This window comes from Legionella steelei (assembly GCF_001468005.1).
Classification (GTDB): domain Bacteria; phylum Pseudomonadota; class Gammaproteobacteria; order Legionellales; family Legionellaceae; genus Legionella; species Legionella steelei.
In genome coordinates this window covers 2,286,344-2,306,451 of record NZ_LNYY01000019.1, presented here as the reverse complement: position 1 = coordinate 2,306,451, position 20,108 = coordinate 2,286,344, and the positions used below count along the sequence as shown (strand labels likewise).

The window sequence follows — 20,108 nt, the reverse complement described above, 5'->3', positions numbered from 1 at the left end:
TTTTTATTTCCTAGACTCAAATTTTTTTTATTCGGTTACTTGGAACACGTGCACGTTCCGTTGCATTACCAACATAGAGACCTAGAGGTTCTGTAGAGGCAAGAATTAGTGCTCCTGCACCGATGATTGATTTTTCCCCTATAGTTATATTATCTCTGAATGTTGCATTAACCCCAATAAAGCAAGACTCACCGATTTCTACACGCCCAGAAACAACAATATGGGAAGCTAAAAAACAATGGTCAGATATTACAGAATGATGACCAATATGGTTGCCACTCCAAAGGGTGACATTGTTACCAATGGTTACAAATGGCTGAACGGTATTATCTTCGAGAATAAAACAATTCTCCCCTATTTGGTGCTGGTTCAGTATTGTTGCATGAGGACTAATGTAGGTGGCAAGTTGGTAACCCATTGCCTTTACCTCAAAATACTTTTTTTTCCTCGTCTCATTGAGATTTGAATATCCTAGCGCAACGAAAAACTCATGGCTTGTTGGTGGATATTTTTGGGCAATTTCATCAAAAGGAATAACCGGTAAACCACAGAATGTGTCTGATCGTAAATATTCGCGATCGACTGAAAATGCTTCAATTTTATAGTCGGAATCTCGAGAAAAGTAATAATGTGCGAGTTCAGCAGCATCAGTAGTTCCAAAAATAATTAGTTTTTTCATAAGGTCCCTTAATAAGTTATTCTGAATACAACGCATTCGCTTTAATTCAGAATACGTGATCTTCAAGATGTTCTATCATTATTCATGTTTCAAAACCAGGCACATCAATTAAATTATTCATCAATTGTTGGCTTAGCTGACCTGACTACCAATTCTTTGTTACGCGGCTCGATAAGGTTTTTTTGATATATTTGCCGAACAATAGTATATGGGCGTTGTTTAATTTCAGAGAAAATTTTCGAAAGATAAATGCCAATAATACCAATGAACGAAATAATTAGGCCTCCTAACAGCCAAACTGATGCCATTATAGAGGTCCAACCGCTGAGTATGGTGTGAAAAACAAACCGATTGACAATGAGGAACACCGCATAAGCAGATGAAAATAATAAAATCAAAATACCAACATAAAAAATACTAATTAATGGTGTATTACTAAACGCAGTGATCGCATTTACAAACATGGATATTTTACGGCGTAGTGTGTAGGTAGTTTGACTTGTGCTTTTTTTATTTATAATTTGTGGTTGCTGGTTGAAACCCGTAATAGACCATAGACCAGCCATGAATATTTCACGTTCTTGATGAAGTAACAGTGCATTAACATAACGTCGAGTCATTAAACGCGCAACAACAATATTTGATGGGATTTTTATGCCGGTGAGTGCGCGAAATACTCTATAAAATAACTGTCCGGATATTCGCTCAAAAAAGCCACCCTTGCGTTTTTCTTGAATACCATAAACGACATCGCAAAGATCCAATTCCATTTTTTTAGAGAACAGATTGAGGAGCTCAGGATCTTCCTCAAGATCGCTGTCAATCAAAAAAACAAGCTCTCCATTTGCATGTGCGAGTCCGGTCATCATGGCTTTGTGATGTCCAAAATTACGAGACAGATCAATAAGAAGGATATGCGGATTTACTTTTGCTAATTCTAGGGCTACGTTAAAGCTATTATCAGGAGAACCGTCATTTACCAAGACCATTTCATAATCATCACCAACGAGCTGCTCAGCAGCCAAGGCAGCGCGCTCACAAAATTCTTTAATATGTTGTTCCGATTTATATAAAGTAGTGACAATAGATAATTTCATTTTTTCACATACCTCAAGTAATTCACAGAATCTTTGCCACAGTTAAATAAGAGGTCTAAAATAGAAACTTCATGGGTAAATTCACCCCACAGCTGGGGATATTCCGGGTAGCCTTTATAATCGAACCAGCTCAATTTAATACCCTGATCAGCAAATAATTGCGCGTTGATATAATCAAAAGCGGCAGGTCCGGAAAGATATTCATTAGCGCCAGCTTGTAGACAAAGATCAACTAAGCGCTCTGTTTTACCATCAATTAAAGTGTAATCCCATGAGTTAGTTATTTTTGTTGTAATCCCAAGGTAATCACATATCGCTTCAATCAACTGCCGATTTAAAACAGAGAGGTGAGTATAATGCTTTTGATAAAACGGCTCGAGGAAAGATGATATTTCTTGGTATTTTGGCGCGCGACGGTAGTTGTATTCTAAAGTCTTCCAATGTTTTTTCTGCCACCCATCTTCTCGCAATTCAACATCACGAATACGTCTATTTATATTTTGGCCAACAGGTACACTAATCCAATCAACACCATTAGTTGTTTTAATTTTATTGCGATTTCGCCAATCATTTTTAGTAAATTGCATATCATCATATAAGATAAATTCATCGACTGATGCAATCATGTCAAAATAACCTTTCCATGGAATATAATTAGATTGAAGGATAGCGATTTTTTTCATGAACATTTACTCTTAGTTGCTTCACAGGTCATTTTACTTTTGAACTGAGAGTCTCATCAATAATCGCTGTATTAATTCGCTTCCGACTCATCTGATTAAAATAAAGCTCGCGGCACATTTTAGTCCGCAGGTAATATAATTTCAATAATAAATTTTTTAAAATAACTACGGGCTAAAAGCCTTTGTTGCCTGGGCGATCATCGTAAAATTATACAGGAGCAAGCTAATCAGTCCCAGAATAAATAATAATGCAAAAGGCCCTCGAAGACGCTGTTGGACTGGGGGGCTGATAACTAATGAAGCCGCAACAAAAAAGAGAGGTAATTCCAACATATAATCATACAAATAGGGATGTATTGAAACCGCTTGCGGCCAAAGTACAAGAGTTAACAAATAGGGGAAAAAAAGAAACAGATAAACAGCATAAAGCTCGACTTTATCCTTCAACAAAATTTTACCGCCAATTAAAAAAGCAATAAATAAGAATATTAGTTCAGGAATCAGACTGCTCCACTCACGAGTAAATGATACGCACACAGGACGAACTAAAGCTTGGAGCATGTTTTTGTAATATCTTACATCACCATCTAAGCCTGAACGAAAAAGAAACGAACTCGAATCGCTTTTATAATGCAAAAGCTTTACCATAATAATTGGGTATAAATAAGACACCATGACAACAACACATGCAAACAATAATACAGAAATTACCGTGGAATAATGCTCTCTTTTATACTCCTCACGAAAAGCATAAAACATTAATGTAATAATCATCAATATTCCATATATTGGCACAAGGAGGCATAACCCCAATAAGCCAAACTTGAACCATGCAGAGGTGAAATCTTGTCGACTAACGTAAACGAATAGAAAAAGCGTACAATACATTATTAATGGGAAAACGTTATCCGTTCCACTATCTTGAGTGAGTTGAATCCAAAAACTCGGTATGGATAGCATTATTCCGAATACACAGAAAATTGAAAATTGGACTAAGGTTTTATTTAATGCCGATTTATTTGGATTATTGATAAGTGTAAATACATACACGGCAGCAAAAATAATGGAATAAAAAATTGAAACAACTCTCGTTGTTATTTCTAATGTTACTCCTAATAAAAATGCTAATATTTTTGCATAAGCATAAATTAATATCAAAAATGGGGGAGAATATCCTGCGTATGCAATTTGCTGATTATAATTCTCAACAGATTGAAATGACATTAAAAAATGAGATGAAAATGGCTTATGTTCCCAAATGTAATAAAAAGCTTGTGCTAATCTGTTGAATCGATTGGCAGAAACGCTGGTATAAACAACAGATTCCGCCCCAATTTTCCAGAGTAGTTGTAACCATAGAGCACAACTAGCAAACATAAAAAAATAAAACGCTATACTACGATACTCTGTTTTTTCATTGGCTACAGCATAATATTTATTCAGCCAAATTACTGAGAATATAAACCAGGAAACAATGACCTTTGTATAGAAATCAAATTTAAGAAATAAAATGGTTGGAGAAATGTTCCAAAAAACAGGCACTATAAAAAAAGGAGCAATAAAGTAAAGTGCATCAATCCTATTTCGGATCAGTATTTTAAATTCATGAGTATATCCAGAGCACCAACGCTTTTTATATGGATATAATAAGAGGCAAGATAAAAATAAAATAAAAATACCACTTAACAGAACAGAGGCTCGGTGCAAGAAGAAAAATAATGGCAATAAATTCAAGCAGAAAATTATGAAAACAGTTACCAAAGAAACAGGAACTCTGGTGGATTGTGATTTTATATCTTCCACTAAATTACTTTGATTTTGCACTAAATTAACCCCAAATTTATCTAATACTCTCGATTAAGGCTTATGCTTTAAGGCTTCATACTTTAGTGCAACGTTTCTTTAATGTAAAGATCAGCTTAGGAGGAGAGACATTCTCCTTTTGAAAAAAAATGATTCAGGTGAACCACAAGCACTTGAGTTAATGGGCCTTAATCTTTAGCTTCTTTGTAATCTCCATCGGCTAGCATGGAAAGATTCTATGCCTCACAATACATTTTAATTTAATAATTAAAATAATTGTTATTTAATGTATCACTTAGCCATATAGCTTAGTAATATCGTAACCATAATCAATGTTTTTATTAAATTAAAGCAAAAAGTAAGTAGAGTACAATATGTATAAAGCGATTATTCCGTTTCAATTCTCGAGAAACTTAACTCAATTCATACGCTTTGGCACGGTGGGTTTAATAACCAATATGATTGGTTACTCCATTTTTCTAGGGCTTACTTGGACTGGTATCAATCCTAAAATTGTTATCACCATACTATTTTTTTTCAATCTTACTTTTAGTTTTTTCAGTAACAAACGATGGGTGTTTGCGAATAAACAAAATCAACAATTGAATCGGATGACTATAGTACGATTCATTGCCACATACATTACCGGCTATTTAATTAATTTAGCATTACTCATAGAGGGCGTTGATCATTTAGGTTACTCTCCTCAAATAGTCCAATTAATAGCAATAGTCTTGATCGCCATTTACTTTTTCTTTGCATTAAAACTATTGGTTTTTAGACAAAATAATTTATCTGCGTTATAGGTGGAACCTCCCATTTGTTTCAAGAAAAAGATTTGTCCTTCCTCGAACTGTGTTTAAGAGATATGATCAGCTGAACAAAAATCATAATTAGTGTCAGTGTTTTTGTGTCACGATCAGATTTAATACATTAATTATTATAAAATAGTAAGCATTCAAACTAGGGACAATCAAGTAATGAGCGATACACTTTATATTCCGCCAATAGAACAATGGCTTAATGACATACGCTTATATGTGAGAGAAAAAGCACCAGAAATATTGTCTTTACTAGAGATCTATATTGGAGAGGCAAAATTTGGAAGGAATTTGATTCATAATGATTTGAACAACATAGGTAAAAATGCAAAGATACTTGAGGTTGGTGCCGGAAGTATGATACTTAGCTGCCAGTTAGTCAAAGAAGGTTATGACGTTACTGCCCTAGAACCTATGGGCTCTGGCTATTCTCATTTTAACCAAATGCAGGCATTAATATTAGATTTGGCTAACCATCAAAATAGCAGTCCCCAAATCATGCACCTTCCAGTAGAAAAATTGGATGTACAAAATAATTTTGACTTTGCTTTCTCAATCAATGTAATGGAACACGTCGAAGATGTATCTCTTGCGCTCACTTTAATTGGCAATAGTCTGAAGGAAAAAGCAGTATACAGATTTACATGCCCCAATTATTTATTTCCCTATGAGCCTCATTTTAATATTCCCACTCTCTTTTCCAAATCAATAACAGAAAAGTTTTTTAAAAAATTAATATTTAACAAAATTAAAATACCCGATCCAGAAGGGACTTGGAACTCATTAAATTGGATTAATGTCCACCAAATCAAGAAAATAGTTCATAGCCTATCGCATTTTGACCTTACTTTTAATAAACACTATGTAGTTTCAATTTTCGAAAGAATTCTCCATGATTCCGAGTTTTGTAAACGCCGTTCTGGCTGGATGATTCATATAATTAAAGGAATTACCCATTTACGCTTGCATTATTTATTTGGATTCATACCAATTATCATGCAACCCACAATAGACTGCAAAATCACCCGATTAGAATAAGGACAAACAATTATGACGCAAATAACTAATGGCCTTCGTTCAATTTTATCCTCGCCTATAGTTTACTCCTTATTTCAGGGACTCATGGGCGCACATAAAGCGAGAACTCTATTTACGAAAAATTTCATTAGACCATTTTCTGGTATGAAAATTTTAGATATAGGATGCGGACCAGCGGAAATACTTAATTATATGAATGAAGTAGAATATTATGGGTTCGATGTATCTAACGAATATATAAAAAAAGCAAAATCTATATTCGGAGATCGAGGGAACTTCTATTGTAAAGAATTTGAATTAACTGATTTAGAGAATATACCTAAAGTCGATATTGTATTAGCGATAGGGCTTTTACATCACCTTGATGATGATATATTAATCAACATGCTTCACTTAGCTTTTTCTGCCTTAAAGCCAGGAGGAAGACTGATAACGCTTGACCCCTGTTTTGTTAAAAATCAAAACCCTATTGCAAAATTCTTAATAACGCAAGATCGCGGTAGAAATGTTCGCACAGAAAAGGGATATACAGAACTTGTGTCACAAGTATTTTCATCTTATAAAATTCAGATTAAGCACAAAAAATGGATACCATACACCCACTGTATTACAGAAAGCTTTAAAAACTGAGCCAAGAAGGGGTTATAGCCGTTGACTAATGCTCACTAAGCGTATTGCGCATGAGCATAGCACGGCGTTGAACTCTATTTGTCTATTTTTGACCACACTTCTCGATTAATATGATCCACATAACTGGCCACAATGCGGACCATTTTTTTCGAAACACATCCACCCTCATAATCGGCAACAACTTTAAAAGTGCGCAGATTTTGATTATGTTGTGAGGTAACCATACGCACTGCATCCAGAACACTCGCTGATTTGAGTCCACACATAATCAAGGTCGCCTCATCCATACCTTCTGGGCGCTCATGCGTGTTACGAATGGTCACCGCCGGAAGATTAAGAAGAGAGGCTTCCTCTGTAATTGTGCCGCTGTCTGATAAAATACAAAATGCTTCCATTTGCAATTTAATATAATCGAGAAAGCCAAAAGGCTTTAAGAAGCGAATACGTGAATCCAATTGGGTGACATTAAGACTTTCTAATCTTTTTCTTGTGCGCGGATGTGTGGAAACAACAACTGGCATGTTATATGTTTGAGCTAGAGACTGTAATGTGTCTAATAAATCATGCAAGTTCTCAGGAATATCTACATTTTCTTCTCGATGATTACTGACTAAGAAATATTGCTGCGGCTGTAAGTCAAGTTGTGCCAAGATGTTTGATGATAAAATATTGGGCATGCAATGCTCGAGCACCTCGTGCATATGAGAACCTGTTTTAATGATTCTCTCTGCGGGGATGCCTTCATTAATTAAATAGCGACGCGCATGCTCTGACAACACGAGATTGATGTCACTCAAGTGATCAAGCACTTTGCGGTTTAATTCTTCTGGAACACGTTGATCAAAACAACGGTTACCTGCCTCCATATGAAATACAGGAATTTTACGACGCTTAGCCGGAATCACTGACAGACAGGAATTAGTATCCCCATAAAGAAGTAGCGCATCAGGTTTTTCTTTTTCCAATACTGCATCTGCTTTTTCAATAATACGCGCAATTGCTTGCGCAGCAGTATCTCCTACTGCCTCAAGAAAATAATCAGGCTTGCGAATTTCCAAATCATCAAAAAAAATTTGATTGAGTTCATAATCAAAATTCTGGCCGGTATGAACTAAAACATGATGTGTATGCTTATCAAACTCAGCAATGACACGCGACATCTTTATCAACTCAGGCCTAGTGCCCACTATAGTCATTACCTTAAGCATTTAGAATATCCTAATTTAAAAATGATAAAAGGCGTAAATTATCATAAAATGACGCATAACAACAGGAGCGCTTAAGAGAACATTGATTAACGCTTAGAATTAGGAATAAATGCTATCAGCATTCTCTGCCTCAAGTTACAACAGCAACCAAGCGTTTGGTAGCACAATAATTAAACATACTAATTGCGCCCGCAACAGCAAAAAGTATAGGAATGAAAAAGCTGAAATTGATCCCCGTAAATTCAATAATGAGGACAATTGCGGTAAGTGGCATTTTTTGTGCTGCAGCAAGAAACGCAGTTCCCCCAATAACGGCAAAAGCTGATATAGAAATACCCGGCAATAAATAACTCCAAAGAGTACCGAGAACAACCGCCAATAAAGCTCCATTTGCAAGTGAAGGAGTGAGTAATCCGCCCGCAGCGCCAGCTTGCACACTAGAACAGACAATTAACACTCTCAGGATCAATAAAACCGCAGCGATACTTAGGCCTAATATATTGCCATCAAATCCTAACTGTGCCGCCGAACGACCATTTCCCAAGATGGCAGGAAAATAAATAGATAATAAGCCGATGATGAAAAAATTGAACAGACAAAATACAATAATTCTCCAGTCGCGCGGCGCTCGATGTTGTGCTCTATTGGTAATTTCTTTAAACCAATAGGCTGCAAAACCAAAAATAGGTCCAGAGATAATCGCCCAAACGACAACTGAAGTATCTAATATTAAGGCCGGTATATGATATAACGATTGATTTCCAAGGCCTATCCAAGAGATGACCACAGCAATCGCAGCCGTAGTGATTGCAGGTATTACCGCAAACCAGCGGAAACTCCCAAGTAATACTTCGAGAGTAAATAAAGCACCACCAAACGGCACATTATAAACTGCAGCGAGTCCTGCCCCTGCGGCACTGGCCACTAATACCTGACTTTCTTTAGGATGTAATTTCAACTTATTAGTAAGCCAACAAGCAAAAGTGGCCGCTAATTCTCTCGGAGCAACCTCACGCCCCAGGGGAGAGCCCAAGGCAACTGTAACAATTTGCAGAAGTACGTGTGTGAGAGTAGTTTTTATTGGCATGTACGGTCTTGGGGATTTAATTGCACTGGCAATACTGACTAAGGGTCTGCCATAACGAAACACGACCCACCAGCCAAAACCTGCAATAAATCCACAAAGCAACAGCGCAACCAATCTTCTTGGTGCAGTTGAATCACTTACAACATATAAGAAACTCTTATTTCCAAGAATAGGAAATACGGTATGCTCATAAGCGAGATGTTGAATAAAATGCAATAATATGGCTAAAAACATTCCGCCAAAACCAGAAACAATCCCAATAATAATGGTGGCAAAAAAAAGACGATGCCAGCGGGATGTTAAATGTTTGGTCATGAATGACTCCTTAATTCATAACGGGATCTGATTCGAGGCTCTTGCATCACCAGCGCATTTTACTCTATTGTTTAATAGTTCCGGCAATTTGCAGCTGATGGGCAACGATGCGAGTCAAGTAATCAAACTCAATATTAACCTCTTGGCCCTGTTTTAAGACGCATAAGGTTGTACTCAGTAATGTATGTGGAATCAGCATTAATTTAATACCTTGATTCGCAACTGAATTAATCGTTAAGCTTACCCCTTCAACAGTAATACTACCTTTAGGAATTAAATACAACATTGCATTTGCATCAAATCCACCGAGTTCGACTTCGACAAATTCATTCAGGTGCGTTATTGAGCGAATGCGTGCAATTGTATCTACATGACCGCTTACATAATGTCCACCAAAACGTGTGGAGGCAAGCATTGCGCGTTCTAAATTGACTTCATCATCAGTATTTAATGTGCCCAAAGTAGTTCTATTTAAGGTTTCGGGAGAAACATCAAAATTCAATTTTGCATCTTCAGAAGGCAGTAAAGTTAAACATACGCCATTTACTGCAATGCTTTCGCCAACCTCCAACTCAGTAAAGGTAGATGCAATAACCAATCGATTTGCTTCAGCATGATGCGTATTGCTAATTACGGTACCTTTTCTTTCAATAATTCCGGTAAACATGAATTCCTCTTATTCCTGGCTCAAGTGTGTGCGTCTTTCTTGCATGGTTTCCACGCTATTAATCACCGTTTGTCGACAAATCTCGCGCATAACAGGAATTTCCTGCAAAGGCGTTCCTTTATAAATGCTATAAGCAATCAAGAAACTATCACGCCATATTTTTTCAGTGCGTTTTTCTTTCGCTTTCATCCATAAAGCAATCCATAAAAAATGAAATTGCCATTTATCGCGATGTATTTCCATTTCCTCAGAAAATACTGCATCCATTGCATCTTCCATGCGGCAGACTCTAATTCCATCCACAAAACTACTGTTGTGATTGACAATCTTATCAACTATAGGATTTTCTAAATACCAGGATTCAGTAAACGATTTATTTTTAAGCCAGGACTTTGAACGACGTAGAGACTCAGAAATCACTTCTTGAGTAAACGGTGTGATTTGGATACTCATTTGTTCGAAGAGATAATCTAAATCCAGTTTCACAGGGCGTAAACGGACTCCTAATAACTCTTGCATCTCTAAAAACTGGATGTTGGGAATCTCGCCTTTTTCTATCGACACGGCCAAGAAATGTTCCACCATCATTACGAAATAAGATAAATCGACCTCACGTAGCGTCACATTCTCATCAAAAGCCTTATGGTAATAATCTTTTACATCTTTTGCTGATAAAGTAGGCGTTATCCATGCATCTTTAATCCCTACATCATACTTCAGTAATAAGCCACATAATCTATTTTTTCTACGTTTACGAACATGTAAAAAAATACCTTGTGAGCCTGTACCATCCACTTCGGTGGCTCTAATTGTCGCGCTGGCCGGTTCAGGTTCAGGTGCAAATACGACCCCTTTTTTGCGTTGCGTTTTTATCCAGGAATTAAAAAGTGCATGATAATGTTCTGGATACCAGTACTTAATAGTCTGCAACCGTGAAAGAGACACAGAAGATAATGTTACGAAATCTATAATTTGGCCTAAGGTATTAATCGCAATGTCGCGAACCTCAGCTTTAGGGTGCAATAAAATGAGTAGGCCAATATCCGCCCCCTCTTCAATATTATATAAATCAACCATCAGGTCGATAAAAAAATCCGCCGGCATCGCATAGCTCTGCGCGAAAAAATTTTCAGCAATTTCGAAAACATTCAGATCAGACAACTCATGAATCAAATCACGAATCGCATCTAAATGGGATATCGGTTCGCCTTCATGAGTCGTTTCGTCTTCATCACTGGCGAGATCAAAATAGGCATTTTTCAACTCTTCAGTCAATTCAACATGTGATTCATAAAAGGAATTTAATACAGGAAGCCAAAAACTTAAAGTGTGTTTGCGTGAATCAATCATTTCCGCCAAATGATCCATCAATTGAATTAATGATCTTGCAGTAACTTTATTAGATTCGGCTGCTCCCTGTAATTGCGCCACACAAATATCTAAAGCAAAAACACATGCGGAATAAACTGAAAGACCTTCATCCAGCTTTTCTTCCAAGTTATTGATGATATCGACTAGTTTAAAGGCAAGTTCGGGCTCTTGAAAAAATAACGTATATAATTGGGGATCTGGCTCTGCATTTTGTTCAATGAGTGTAGCCATTTCCGTAAGTAGGTGCTGCAGTTCTGACGAATCACGAGTCATATTTTTTTAGGCACCTGTCTTGAGCGACCTTCTTCATCTATAGCAACAAAAACAAAAACACCTTCAGTAACTTGATATGCTTCATTCTGCGTTGCAGGATGCGCCCATACTTCAACACTAAAGGTCATAGAGGTATTGCCTTGCTTTATCAAAGTGACATAGCAGCTCACCAGATCACCCACATGAACTGGTTTTAAAAAGCTCATGGAATGAATAGCCACTGTAGCGACACGGCCCAATGCCAATTTTTTCGCTAATATTCCTGCAGCTAAATCCATTTGTGACACAATCCATCCACCAAATATATCGCCATTGGCATTAGTATTTGCGGGCATTGCCAAAGCCTGGATAGCTAACTCTCCCTTTGGAGTATTGGTCATAATTCACCATCGTGTTTTTATGTTAGTTAGATGTAGCCTGGGAGCAACATAGCGAAACCCGGGATTGGACAGTTCATTAATATCCAAAACCCGGGTTTCGCTACGCGGCATCCAGGCTACAATGCACCAAACCTTTAATTACGCTTTAATTTCGCTAAGGCATCTGCCATTGCCGTATTAAATACAGTCTTTTTAACCGGCTCAACTTTTTTAGCCTCAGGCTTTTTCTTATGCTCAGGCCTCTTAACTTGAGGCTGTTTTTTCACTTCAGATGTTTTTGCAACCTTTTTAACCGGTTGGCTCGCTGGTTCATCTTCCAATTTCATACTAAGACCAATACGTTTTCTTTCTTTGTCGACTTCAATGACCTTAACAGTCACAATATCACCAGCCTTTACGACGGTGCGTGGATCAGAAATAAACTTATTCGTCATCGCGGAAATATGTACTAGTCCATCCTGATGCACACCAACATCCACAAAAGCACCAAAGTTAGTTACATTACTGACGACCCCTTCAAGGATCATCCCTTCATGTAAATGTTCGATGTCTTCAACACCTTCCTTGAACTGTGCTGTTTTAAATTCAGGCCTGGGATCACGACCAGGCTTTTCTAATTCGCGCAATACATCTCTTATAGTAGGCAAACCAAATTGCTCATCAATAAATTGTGCTGCATTGACACTGTGTAAGACGTCTTTATTACCTATCAATTTCTTAATATCAATGCTCTTATCGGCAATAATTTTTTCTACTAATGGATAGGCTTCTGGATGCACACAGGAGGCATCCAAAGGATTATCTCCGTGCATGATGCGTAAAAAGCCTGCAGCTTGTTGGAATGCTTTTTCACCCATACGGCTTACACTTTTTAATTCCATTCGGTTTTTAAATGCGCCATGTTCATCACGATAAAGTACTATATTTTTGGCTAAAGCTTCGTTAAGACCAGAAACATGAGACAACAGGGCCGCCGAAGCAGTATTTACATCGACACCAACCGCATTCACGCAATCCTCTACCACGCCATCCAAACAACGCGCCAAGCGAGTTTGATTCACATCATGTTGGTATTGACCTACACCAATAGACTTGGCTTCAATTTTAACTAATTCCGCGAGTGGATCTTGAAGGCGGCGTGCGATAGAAACAGCACCCCTCAAGGTAACGTCTAAATCAGGAAACTCCTGAGAAGCAATTTCTGACGCCGAATAAACCGATGCTCCTGCTTCACTCACAATAACTTTAGTCAGTTTTAAATCAGGGTACATTTTTATTAAATCAGACACCAAGCGTTCGGTTTCACGAGAGCCTGTTCCATTACCAATACTGAGCAAGTTAACTTGGTATTTTGCTGCCAATTTAGCCAAATCAGTAATTGCCTGATGCCATTCATTTTGTGGGGCAAATGGAAAAATAACGGTGTAATCCAGCAGTTTACCAGTCGCGTCGACTACAACCACTTTCACACCAGTTCGGATTCCAGGATCAAGACCTATAGTGATCTGTGGGCCAGCGGGCGCCGCGAGTAACAAGTCCCGTAAATTTCTAGAAAATACTTTTATTGCTTCTTCATCAGCCATTTCGCGTAAACGAGTGAGTAATTCCAGCTCTAACTTAGTAAATAATTTTACCTTCCAAGTAAGACGTATTGTTTCAAGCAGCCAACTGTCTGCTTTTCTTTGTTGGTCAACAATATTGAAATGTACTGCTAATTTATTTTCACCATATGTTGCTTCATGTTCAGGTAAAGTAAGGCTTACTTGTAACACACTTTCGCGACGGCCACGGAATAAAGCTAAAGCACGATGAGAAGGAATTTTTTTAATCGCTTCAGCATAATCAAAGTAATCTGAAAACTTGTTTACAGTTTCTTTTTTCTTAGAGCTGCCTATCGATTTAACAATACAATGCTGCCACAGATGTTCGCGCAGTTCATTAATTAAATCAGCGTCTTCAGCAAAATGCTCCATTAATATATGCCGCGCGCCTTCTAATGCTGCCTTTGCATCCTCGACACCTGCCTCGGGATTGATAAATTGAACCGCGTGTTCTTCGGGATCCAAATCAGGATTTGTCCAAAGAGCCTGGGCTAATGGATCTAAGCCGGCTTCTATAGCAATTTGTGCCTTAGTGCGACGCTTGGGTCTAAAAGGTAGATATAAATCTTCAAGACGCGTTTTAGTATCTGCAGCGAGAATACTCTTTTCAAGTTCAGGAGTTAATTTCTCTTGTTCTCGGATAGACTGCAACACAACAGCGCGACGCTCATCCAACTCACGTAGATAATGTACACGTTCATCAATAAAGCGTAATTGCACATCATCCAGCCCATCGGTGGCCTCCTTACGATAACGTGCAATAAAAGGAACTGTTGCCCCTTCATTGAGCAGACGAATGGACGCTTCTACCTGCGCTGGTTTAACTTTAAGCTCTTGCGCAATAATCGCAGCTAATCCCAACATCTCTTGAGTCATTTACATCCCCGTAAAACATAAATATAGAACAATTTAATTACCACAACCTAAACCTTTTAAAATTAGGCTGGGTAAGTCGTTTAAAAAACCGCCACATTATTACTCAACAGTCACCGACTTGGCAAGATTACGCGGCTGATCAACGTCAGTACCTTTAGCCACAGCAACATGATAAGCCAACAGCTGCAAAGGAATCGTATAAACTATTGGCGCAACCCATAAACCACAGTAAGGCACCTTAATTAGACGTGTGCCATTTGCTTGCCAGTTTTGAGTGTTATCAACAAAAACAAACAGCTGACCACCGCGCGCACTCACTTCGTGTAAATTAGATTTTAATTTATCCAAAAGTTCATCATTAGGCGCAACAGCAATAACAGGCATGTTTTCATCAACTAAAGCCAAAGGCCCGTGTTTCAATTCTCCGGAAGGGTATGCCTCCGCGTGAATATAAGAAATTTCTTTTAATTTTAAAGCACCTTCAAGAGCAACTGGGTACTGAACGCCACGCCCTAAAAATAAAGCATGTGCTTTATTAACAAATAAAGAAGCGAGATCTTCGATTTCCTCATTCATCTTTAATACACGCTCACAGCATGCAGGCAACTCTTGCAATTGTTGTAAGACTTCATTAGCACGATTATCGTGGGAAAGTGCTGCCGCTAACATCAAAAAAGCAGCCAATTGGGTGGTAAATGCTTTAGTAGAAGCCACACCAATCTCGACTCCTGCGCGCGTTAAGAAAACACAATCCGCCTCTCTGACTAAAGTGCTTGTTGCAACATTACAAATAGCTAAAGTGGCGACATAACCCATACCCTTCGCTTTTTGCAAAGCAGCTAGTGTATCTGCTGTTTCTCCTGATTGGGAAACTGTAATAAATAAAGTATCTTTGGGTACAACAACGTCGCGATATCGATATTCACTCGCGATTTCAACTTGTGTGGGCAATCCAGTAAGAGACTCTAACCAATATTTGGCAATCATGCCGGCATGATAACTGGTACCGCAGGCAACAATATGAATTTGTTTTACGGTTGGAAATATATGGGAAGCGCGTTCACCAAAACTGGATTTAAGCACCTCAAGGCTATTTACTCGCCCTTCTAAAGTATCCGTCAGCACCTTAGATTGCTCAAAGATTTCCTTGAGCATAAAATGCCGGTAAGGTCCTTTGCTTACAGTTTCAGCATCGCTGGTTAAAGGATGCAAAGGACGCTCAACAACCGATTTAGATGCATCATAGATTGCCACATTTTTTGAAGTAATAAAGGCACTATCACCTTCTTCTAAATAGATCACTGACTGTGCAAAAGACTTTAATGCCAATCCATCAGAAGCGATAAAATTCTCACCGATACCTAAACCAACAACCAAAGGACTACCTTTACGAACTGCAACAAGCTCCATTGGTTTTTGTTGATGAATAACGCCTAAAGCAAACGCACCATCCATTTCTGCAGCTGCGGTTTGTACTGATTCAAGCAAATTTTCACTTTGTTGATAGTAGTAATGAATTAAATGCGCAGCGACTTCTGTATCGGTTTCAGAAGTAAACTGATATCCCTTCATCATTAATTCATGACGTAACGTGTCATGATTTTCAATAATACCATTATGTACTATGGCAATTTCCCCATGAGACAAATGAGGATGTGCATTTTGCTCAGAAGGCTTACCATGTGTGGCCCATCGTGTGTGGGCAATCCCTGTAGAACCTGCAATAGCTGTTTCTTGCATCGCATTCGCTAAATTTTGTACCTTGCCCTGAATTCGTACGCGCTTTAAATGCTCTTGATTATCGATGACTGCAATCCCGGCAGAATCATAACCTCTATATTCCAAACGACGTAATCCTTCCAGTAAAATTTTACTGATATCCCTTTCAGATACAGCTCCAATAATCCCACACATAAACCTGCTCCTCGTTTCAAAAACCGCATATGAACGATATATCAATAAAAAAAGGGCAATTATGCCATAAACATTTATAAATCACTAACATGATTCGTAACGATTTAGAAAGGACGATGCCACAAATTATTCTCTAAAATTAAACGAAGAACACCGCGATTTTAGATGCTCTAAAAAGAAAACCCGGGTTAGGGCCATGCCTTCACCCAGGCTCCGAAAAACCTAAACAGGTTTTAACGCTCTAACACACGTCTTTTACTCTATAGGATTTTCACACGTTACTTCATATCCATGGTATTTCATTGTCTTGCAAATCTCAAAAGCAAGTAGCCCATGCGCACGGGTGCTTGGATGAATTTCATCCCAGAATAAATAACTATCAGGTGTATCGCATACATGATAATTTTTATCTCCTGACGCAAAACTCGCATCCCGATATTGAAGTACTTGTGCGTAACGTAATACATAGTTATTCGCAAAAGGTGAACTACGGAATGCATCATACATAGGGAACTTCACGTCAATACATGCCTCAGTCGTATTAGTAAATCCATAGTTTTCTGGATTTTTTAAGGCCCGGGACAAATAATCATGCATATCGACGTAAAGAAAATCGGACTCAGGATAAATCTTCGCCCATTCTTTCATGCGATTTTGCAAACGCTCATTGTGTACATCCACCGCATTATTTAAAACTTCCCTATCTGTGGTTTGCACGACCCGAGGAGTATCGCCTATATGTGGCAGTCCCATGATCACAAAACGACGCGCACCTGCTTTCATTAATTTCATGACAGCAGAACCGGTGCCGGAAAGGACATTATCCACATAGGTACTCATTACTTCAGTGTTGTAATTATCTTCAAAGAACAAGACATTAATATAATCATTATTTCCTGTGAAAATGAAAAATACCGTTTCATCACTTAAAACAGGGTGCTCTAGCAAATAAGCTTGGACGGTCAAGCCAAGGCTTGGTGGCACCAATTTACCTACAATAAGATTTTTGATTGTTCCTAATGGATGCCGAATCAAATTCCATACGGTAAGTTGATAATCATATGTTGCTGCCCAGCTTCCACCAAAAGCACGGTTCAAATAAACTTCTTCATCTTCAGGAGAAATAGATAGCATTTTTGCTAAATACTCATTCCATACCTGACCATTAGAGAAACGAGCATTCCAGTATGGTTTTCCGGGTAGGACAGGCACCAACTTAACTTTGCTGACCAAATTGGCAATATAGGGTGCCAATTGATTATCAAAAAAATCGGTTACTATCGCGATGCCCGAATCCAAAACCATTTGTGGTACATAATATTCATCAGCAAACTCAACCATTTTATTGAGTACAAAAACTTTAAAAGGCGCAACTAAAAAAGCAGGATCCTCTTCCTGACGTAAGCTTTTGAGTAAATGAGTGGTATTCCCTGTATCTGATAAACTGTCGCCAAAAACAACCATAGTTTTTATGGGCGTAGCGGCAAAACTCATGAACGGGATAAAGAAACAAAGGATAAAGAACCAACGCAACTTCCGCATGTAATGTGCCATATTATCTCCTTATAAAGCCGGCAGAATGAAAAACACCGATAGCTTTGGTACCTACCTAAGAAACTTCAAAATGCTATTTTTAGTCATTACTTTCCCGCTCTGGACGCTTTTAAAACTCGCCATTAAACTAGGCTATTACTCATCTTTAAAGCTTCTGGAGTGAACAATTTAAGTTGTTTAAAACTTAGCATTTTGAAGTTCCTTAGGTATATAACAGTATGATCGCTGGTTAGTTTTTGTCAACGCATTTAGCTAATTTTGCTTCAAATTTAAACGTCTTAATAAGATGCATTTAATTCATGCCTATTGATTAAATTCTGTGTAAATGGTAATTTTTGTCGATTATTTTGGGTTATTTTTCAGGTAGTATGATGAACGAGATAGTGATTGCTTCATTTTATAAATTTGTTCTTTTAGAAGATTTTGAAACGATGCGTGAGCCTTTGCTGGCGAAAATGCATGAAATCAAAATCAAGGGAACGATTATATTGGCCTCTGAAGGAATCAATGGAAGTTTTGCCGGCACACGTGAGCAGATGAACCTATTCTACCAATTCATTCGCCAAGATGAGCGTTTGGCCGATTTAAGGTTTAAAGAAACTTTTGATAAAGAGAATCCCTTTGAAAAATCTAAGGTCAAACTACGCAAAGAAATCGTAACCATGGGCATAAATAACATTGACCCACTGAAAACCGTAGGGACTTATCTGAGCCCTGAAGAGTGGAACGAATTAATTCAAGATCCGGATGTGGTGTTAATTGATACCCGTAATGACTATGAATTTGAATTGGGTACATTCAAAAATGCCATTAACCCCACTACAGAAAATTTTCGTGATTTTCCACAATATGTGCGTGAACAGTTAAACGATAAAAAAGATAAAAAAATCGCCATGTTTTGCACAGGTGGGATACGCTGCGAAAAATCCACTGCTTATTTAAAAGAGTTGGGTTTTGAAAATGTCTATCATTTGCATGACGGTATTCTCAATTACATTGAAAAAATGCCCAAAGAAGAATCGCTCTGGGAAGGACAGTGTTTTGTTTTTGATAATCGCGTCGCAGTTGATGATCAATTAAATCGCGTCTATCCTCAATTACCACTGGATTACAAACACGATCGCGTCAAAGAATAAATATGACTAACAAAAAACAATCCGATTCAACCATCGTGTTGAATCGCAAAGCAGGTTTTAACTATTTTATTGAAGATCAGTACGAAGCAGGTCTCGTACTCGAAGGCTGGGAAGTCAAAAGCTTGCGCGCAGGAAAAATAAATTTATCTGATGCGCATATTATTATCAAAAACAGTGAAGCCTTTTTACTTGGTGCGCAAATTCAACCGCTCATAACCGCCTCGACACATTCTATCCCCGACCCGATACGTACACGTAAGCTATTGTTAAATAAAAAAGAATTGAATCATCTCATCGGCAGTGTTGAACGCCAAGGCTATACTATAGTGCCCCTTTCTTTATACTGGAAAAAAAATAACATAAAGATGAAAATAGCGCTGGCTAAAGGTAAAAAAGAACATGATAAACGAGGCACCATTAAAGATCGCGAGTGGGAAAGAGACCGTTCGCGAATAATGAAAAAAACAGGGAGAGATTAATGAATATTGGTGAATCCATACCCGATTTTGCTTTTGCAGCAACGAGTGGACTCAATGCACATCTGAGTGATTATCAAGGTCAGTATGTCGTTCTCTATTTTTATCCTAAAGATGCCACACCAGGCTGTACTACTGAAGGCCAGGATTTCCGTGATGCATATCCTCAATTTCAAAAATTAAATACCCAAGTCTTTGGCATCTCTCGTGACAGCATGAAATCACATGAGAATTTTAAAGCAAAACAAAACTTTCCCTTCGAGCTCATTAGTGATCACGACGAACAGTTATGCCAATTGTTTGATGTGATAAAAATGAAGTCCATGTACGGCAAACAAGTACGTGGCATTGAGCGCAGTACGTTTCTCATTGATCCCCAAGGCAAATTAAGCAAAGAATGGCGTAAAGTAAGTGTCAAAGGCCATGTAGACGAAGTACTCAGTGCTTTAAAATAAAATTCTTGACTGGGTCTCATCCCCTAAGCAGAATGAATGAAGGA

18 protein-coding genes are annotated in these 20,108 nt (G+C 38.1%); 6 read left to right on the top strand and 12 right to left on the bottom strand.

Features of this window, described 5'->3' with window-relative positions:
• Positions 1-16: 16 nt before the first annotated feature.
• The 4 genes from Lste_RS14165 to Lste_RS14150 all read right to left on the bottom strand — a co-directional run bounded on the left by Lste_RS14165 (position 17) and on the right by Lste_RS14150 (position 4,283).
• Positions 17-679: an acetyltransferase gene (locus Lste_RS14165; protein ID WP_083503971.1), complete on the bottom strand. Its 663-nt coding sequence runs from the start codon at positions 677-679 to the stop codon at positions 17-19.
• A 113-nt stretch (positions 680-792) separates the two neighbouring features.
• Entirely contained in the window at positions 793-1,776 is a 984-nt protein-coding gene (locus tag Lste_RS14160) for a glycosyltransferase family 2 protein (RefSeq protein ID WP_068310947.1), read from the bottom strand.
• Positions 1,773-2,459, bottom strand: a complete 687-nt coding sequence (locus Lste_RS14155; protein ID WP_058511562.1) for a WbqC family protein — start codon at positions 2,457-2,459, stop codon at positions 1,773-1,775. The genes Lste_RS14160 and Lste_RS14155 overlap by 4 nt, the downstream gene beginning before the upstream one ends.
• A gap of 165 nt (positions 2,460-2,624) precedes the next feature.
• Positions 2,625-4,283 carry a hypothetical protein gene (locus Lste_RS14150; RefSeq protein ID WP_058511561.1) on the bottom strand — a complete coding sequence of 553 codons (1,659 nt, stop codon included), beginning with the start codon at positions 4,281-4,283 and terminating at the stop codon, positions 2,625-2,627.
• Positions 4,284-4,636: 353 nt separating this feature from the next.
• On the opposite strand from Lste_RS14150, the gene Lste_RS14145 reads away from it, so the two are divergent.
• The 3 genes from Lste_RS14145 (at position 4,637) to Lste_RS14135 (ending at position 6,751) form a co-directional block, all read left to right on the top strand.
• The gene (locus Lste_RS14145; protein WP_058511560.1) at positions 4,637-5,068 is read left to right on the top strand and encodes a GtrA family protein; all 432 of its coding nucleotides are present in this window, start codon (positions 4,637-4,639) and stop codon (positions 5,066-5,068) included.
• Positions 5,069-5,242: 174 nt separating this feature from the next.
• On the top strand, positions 5,243-6,121 hold the full coding sequence (locus tag Lste_RS14140) for a class I SAM-dependent methyltransferase (protein ID WP_058511559.1): 879 nt from the start codon (positions 5,243-5,245) through the stop codon (positions 6,119-6,121).
• Positions 6,122-6,133: 12 nt separating this feature from the next.
• Positions 6,134-6,751: a class I SAM-dependent methyltransferase gene (locus Lste_RS14135; RefSeq protein WP_058511558.1), complete on the top strand. Its 618-nt coding sequence runs from the start codon at positions 6,134-6,136 to the stop codon at positions 6,749-6,751.
• Positions 6,752-6,825: 74 nt separating this feature from the next.
• Here the strand turns inward: Lste_RS14135 and wecB are convergent, their stop codons facing one another.
• The 8 genes from wecB to plaC all read right to left on the bottom strand — a co-directional run bounded on the left by wecB (position 6,826) and on the right by plaC (position 17,997).
• Positions 6,826-7,959 carry a non-hydrolyzing UDP-N-acetylglucosamine 2-epimerase gene (wecB, locus tag Lste_RS14130; protein ID WP_058511557.1) on the bottom strand — a complete coding sequence of 378 codons (1,134 nt, stop codon included), beginning with the start codon at positions 7,957-7,959 and terminating at the stop codon, positions 6,826-6,828.
• Positions 7,960-8,089: 130 nt separating this feature from the next.
• The gene (locus tag Lste_RS14125; RefSeq protein ID WP_058511556.1) at positions 8,090-9,361 is read right to left on the bottom strand and encodes a chloride channel protein; all 1,272 of its coding nucleotides are present in this window, start codon (positions 9,359-9,361) and stop codon (positions 8,090-8,092) included.
• Positions 9,362-9,425: 64 nt separating this feature from the next.
• The gene (locus tag Lste_RS14120; protein ID WP_058511555.1) at positions 9,426-10,028 is read right to left on the bottom strand and encodes a riboflavin synthase; all 603 of its coding nucleotides are present in this window, start codon (positions 10,026-10,028) and stop codon (positions 9,426-9,428) included.
• Positions 10,029-10,037: 9 nt separating this feature from the next.
• Positions 10,038-11,672: a hypothetical protein gene (locus tag Lste_RS14115; RefSeq protein ID WP_058511554.1), complete on the bottom strand. Its 1,635-nt coding sequence runs from the start codon at positions 11,670-11,672 to the stop codon at positions 10,038-10,040.
• The gene (locus Lste_RS14110; protein WP_058511553.1) at positions 11,669-12,052 is read right to left on the bottom strand and encodes an acyl-CoA thioesterase; all 384 of its coding nucleotides are present in this window, start codon (positions 12,050-12,052) and stop codon (positions 11,669-11,671) included. Before Lste_RS14110 ends, Lste_RS14115 begins: the two co-directional genes overlap by 4 nt.
• Positions 12,053-12,186: 134 nt before the next feature.
• Positions 12,187-14,529 carry a Tex family protein gene (locus Lste_RS14105; RefSeq protein ID WP_058511552.1) on the bottom strand — a complete coding sequence of 781 codons (2,343 nt, stop codon included), beginning with the start codon at positions 14,527-14,529 and terminating at the stop codon, positions 12,187-12,189.
• 99 nt (positions 14,530-14,628) lie between these two features.
• On the bottom strand, positions 14,629-16,443 hold the full coding sequence (gene glmS / locus Lste_RS14100) for a glutamine--fructose-6-phosphate transaminase (isomerizing) (protein ID WP_058511551.1): 1,815 nt from the start codon (positions 16,441-16,443) through the stop codon (positions 14,629-14,631).
• 255 nt (positions 16,444-16,698) lie between these two features.
• Positions 16,699-17,997 carry a lysophospholipase/glycerophospholipid:cholesterol acyltransferase PlaC gene (gene plaC, locus Lste_RS14095; RefSeq protein WP_058511550.1) on the bottom strand — a complete coding sequence of 433 codons (1,299 nt, stop codon included), beginning with the start codon at positions 17,995-17,997 and terminating at the stop codon, positions 16,699-16,701.
• Positions 17,998-18,368: 371 nt separating this feature from the next.
• On the opposite strand from plaC, the gene trhO reads away from it, so the two are divergent.
• From trhO to Lste_RS14080, 3 genes are read left to right on the top strand one after another with little or no spacing between them, the layout of a single operon-like run.
• Positions 18,369-19,133 carry an oxygen-dependent tRNA uridine(34) hydroxylase TrhO gene (gene trhO, locus Lste_RS14090; protein WP_058511549.1) on the top strand — a complete coding sequence of 255 codons (765 nt, stop codon included), beginning with the start codon at positions 18,369-18,371 and terminating at the stop codon, positions 19,131-19,133.
• A 2-nt stretch (positions 19,134-19,135) separates the two neighbouring features.
• Positions 19,136-19,612, top strand: a complete 477-nt coding sequence (gene smpB / locus Lste_RS14085) for an SsrA-binding protein SmpB (protein ID WP_058511548.1) — start codon at positions 19,136-19,138, stop codon at positions 19,610-19,612.
• A complete protein-coding gene (locus tag Lste_RS14080) occupies positions 19,612-20,064 on the top strand; it encodes a peroxiredoxin (protein ID WP_058511547.1) in 453 nt (150 codons plus the stop codon). Before smpB ends, Lste_RS14080 begins: the two co-directional genes overlap by 1 nt.
• The last annotated feature ends 44 nt before the right edge of the window (positions 20,065-20,108 follow it).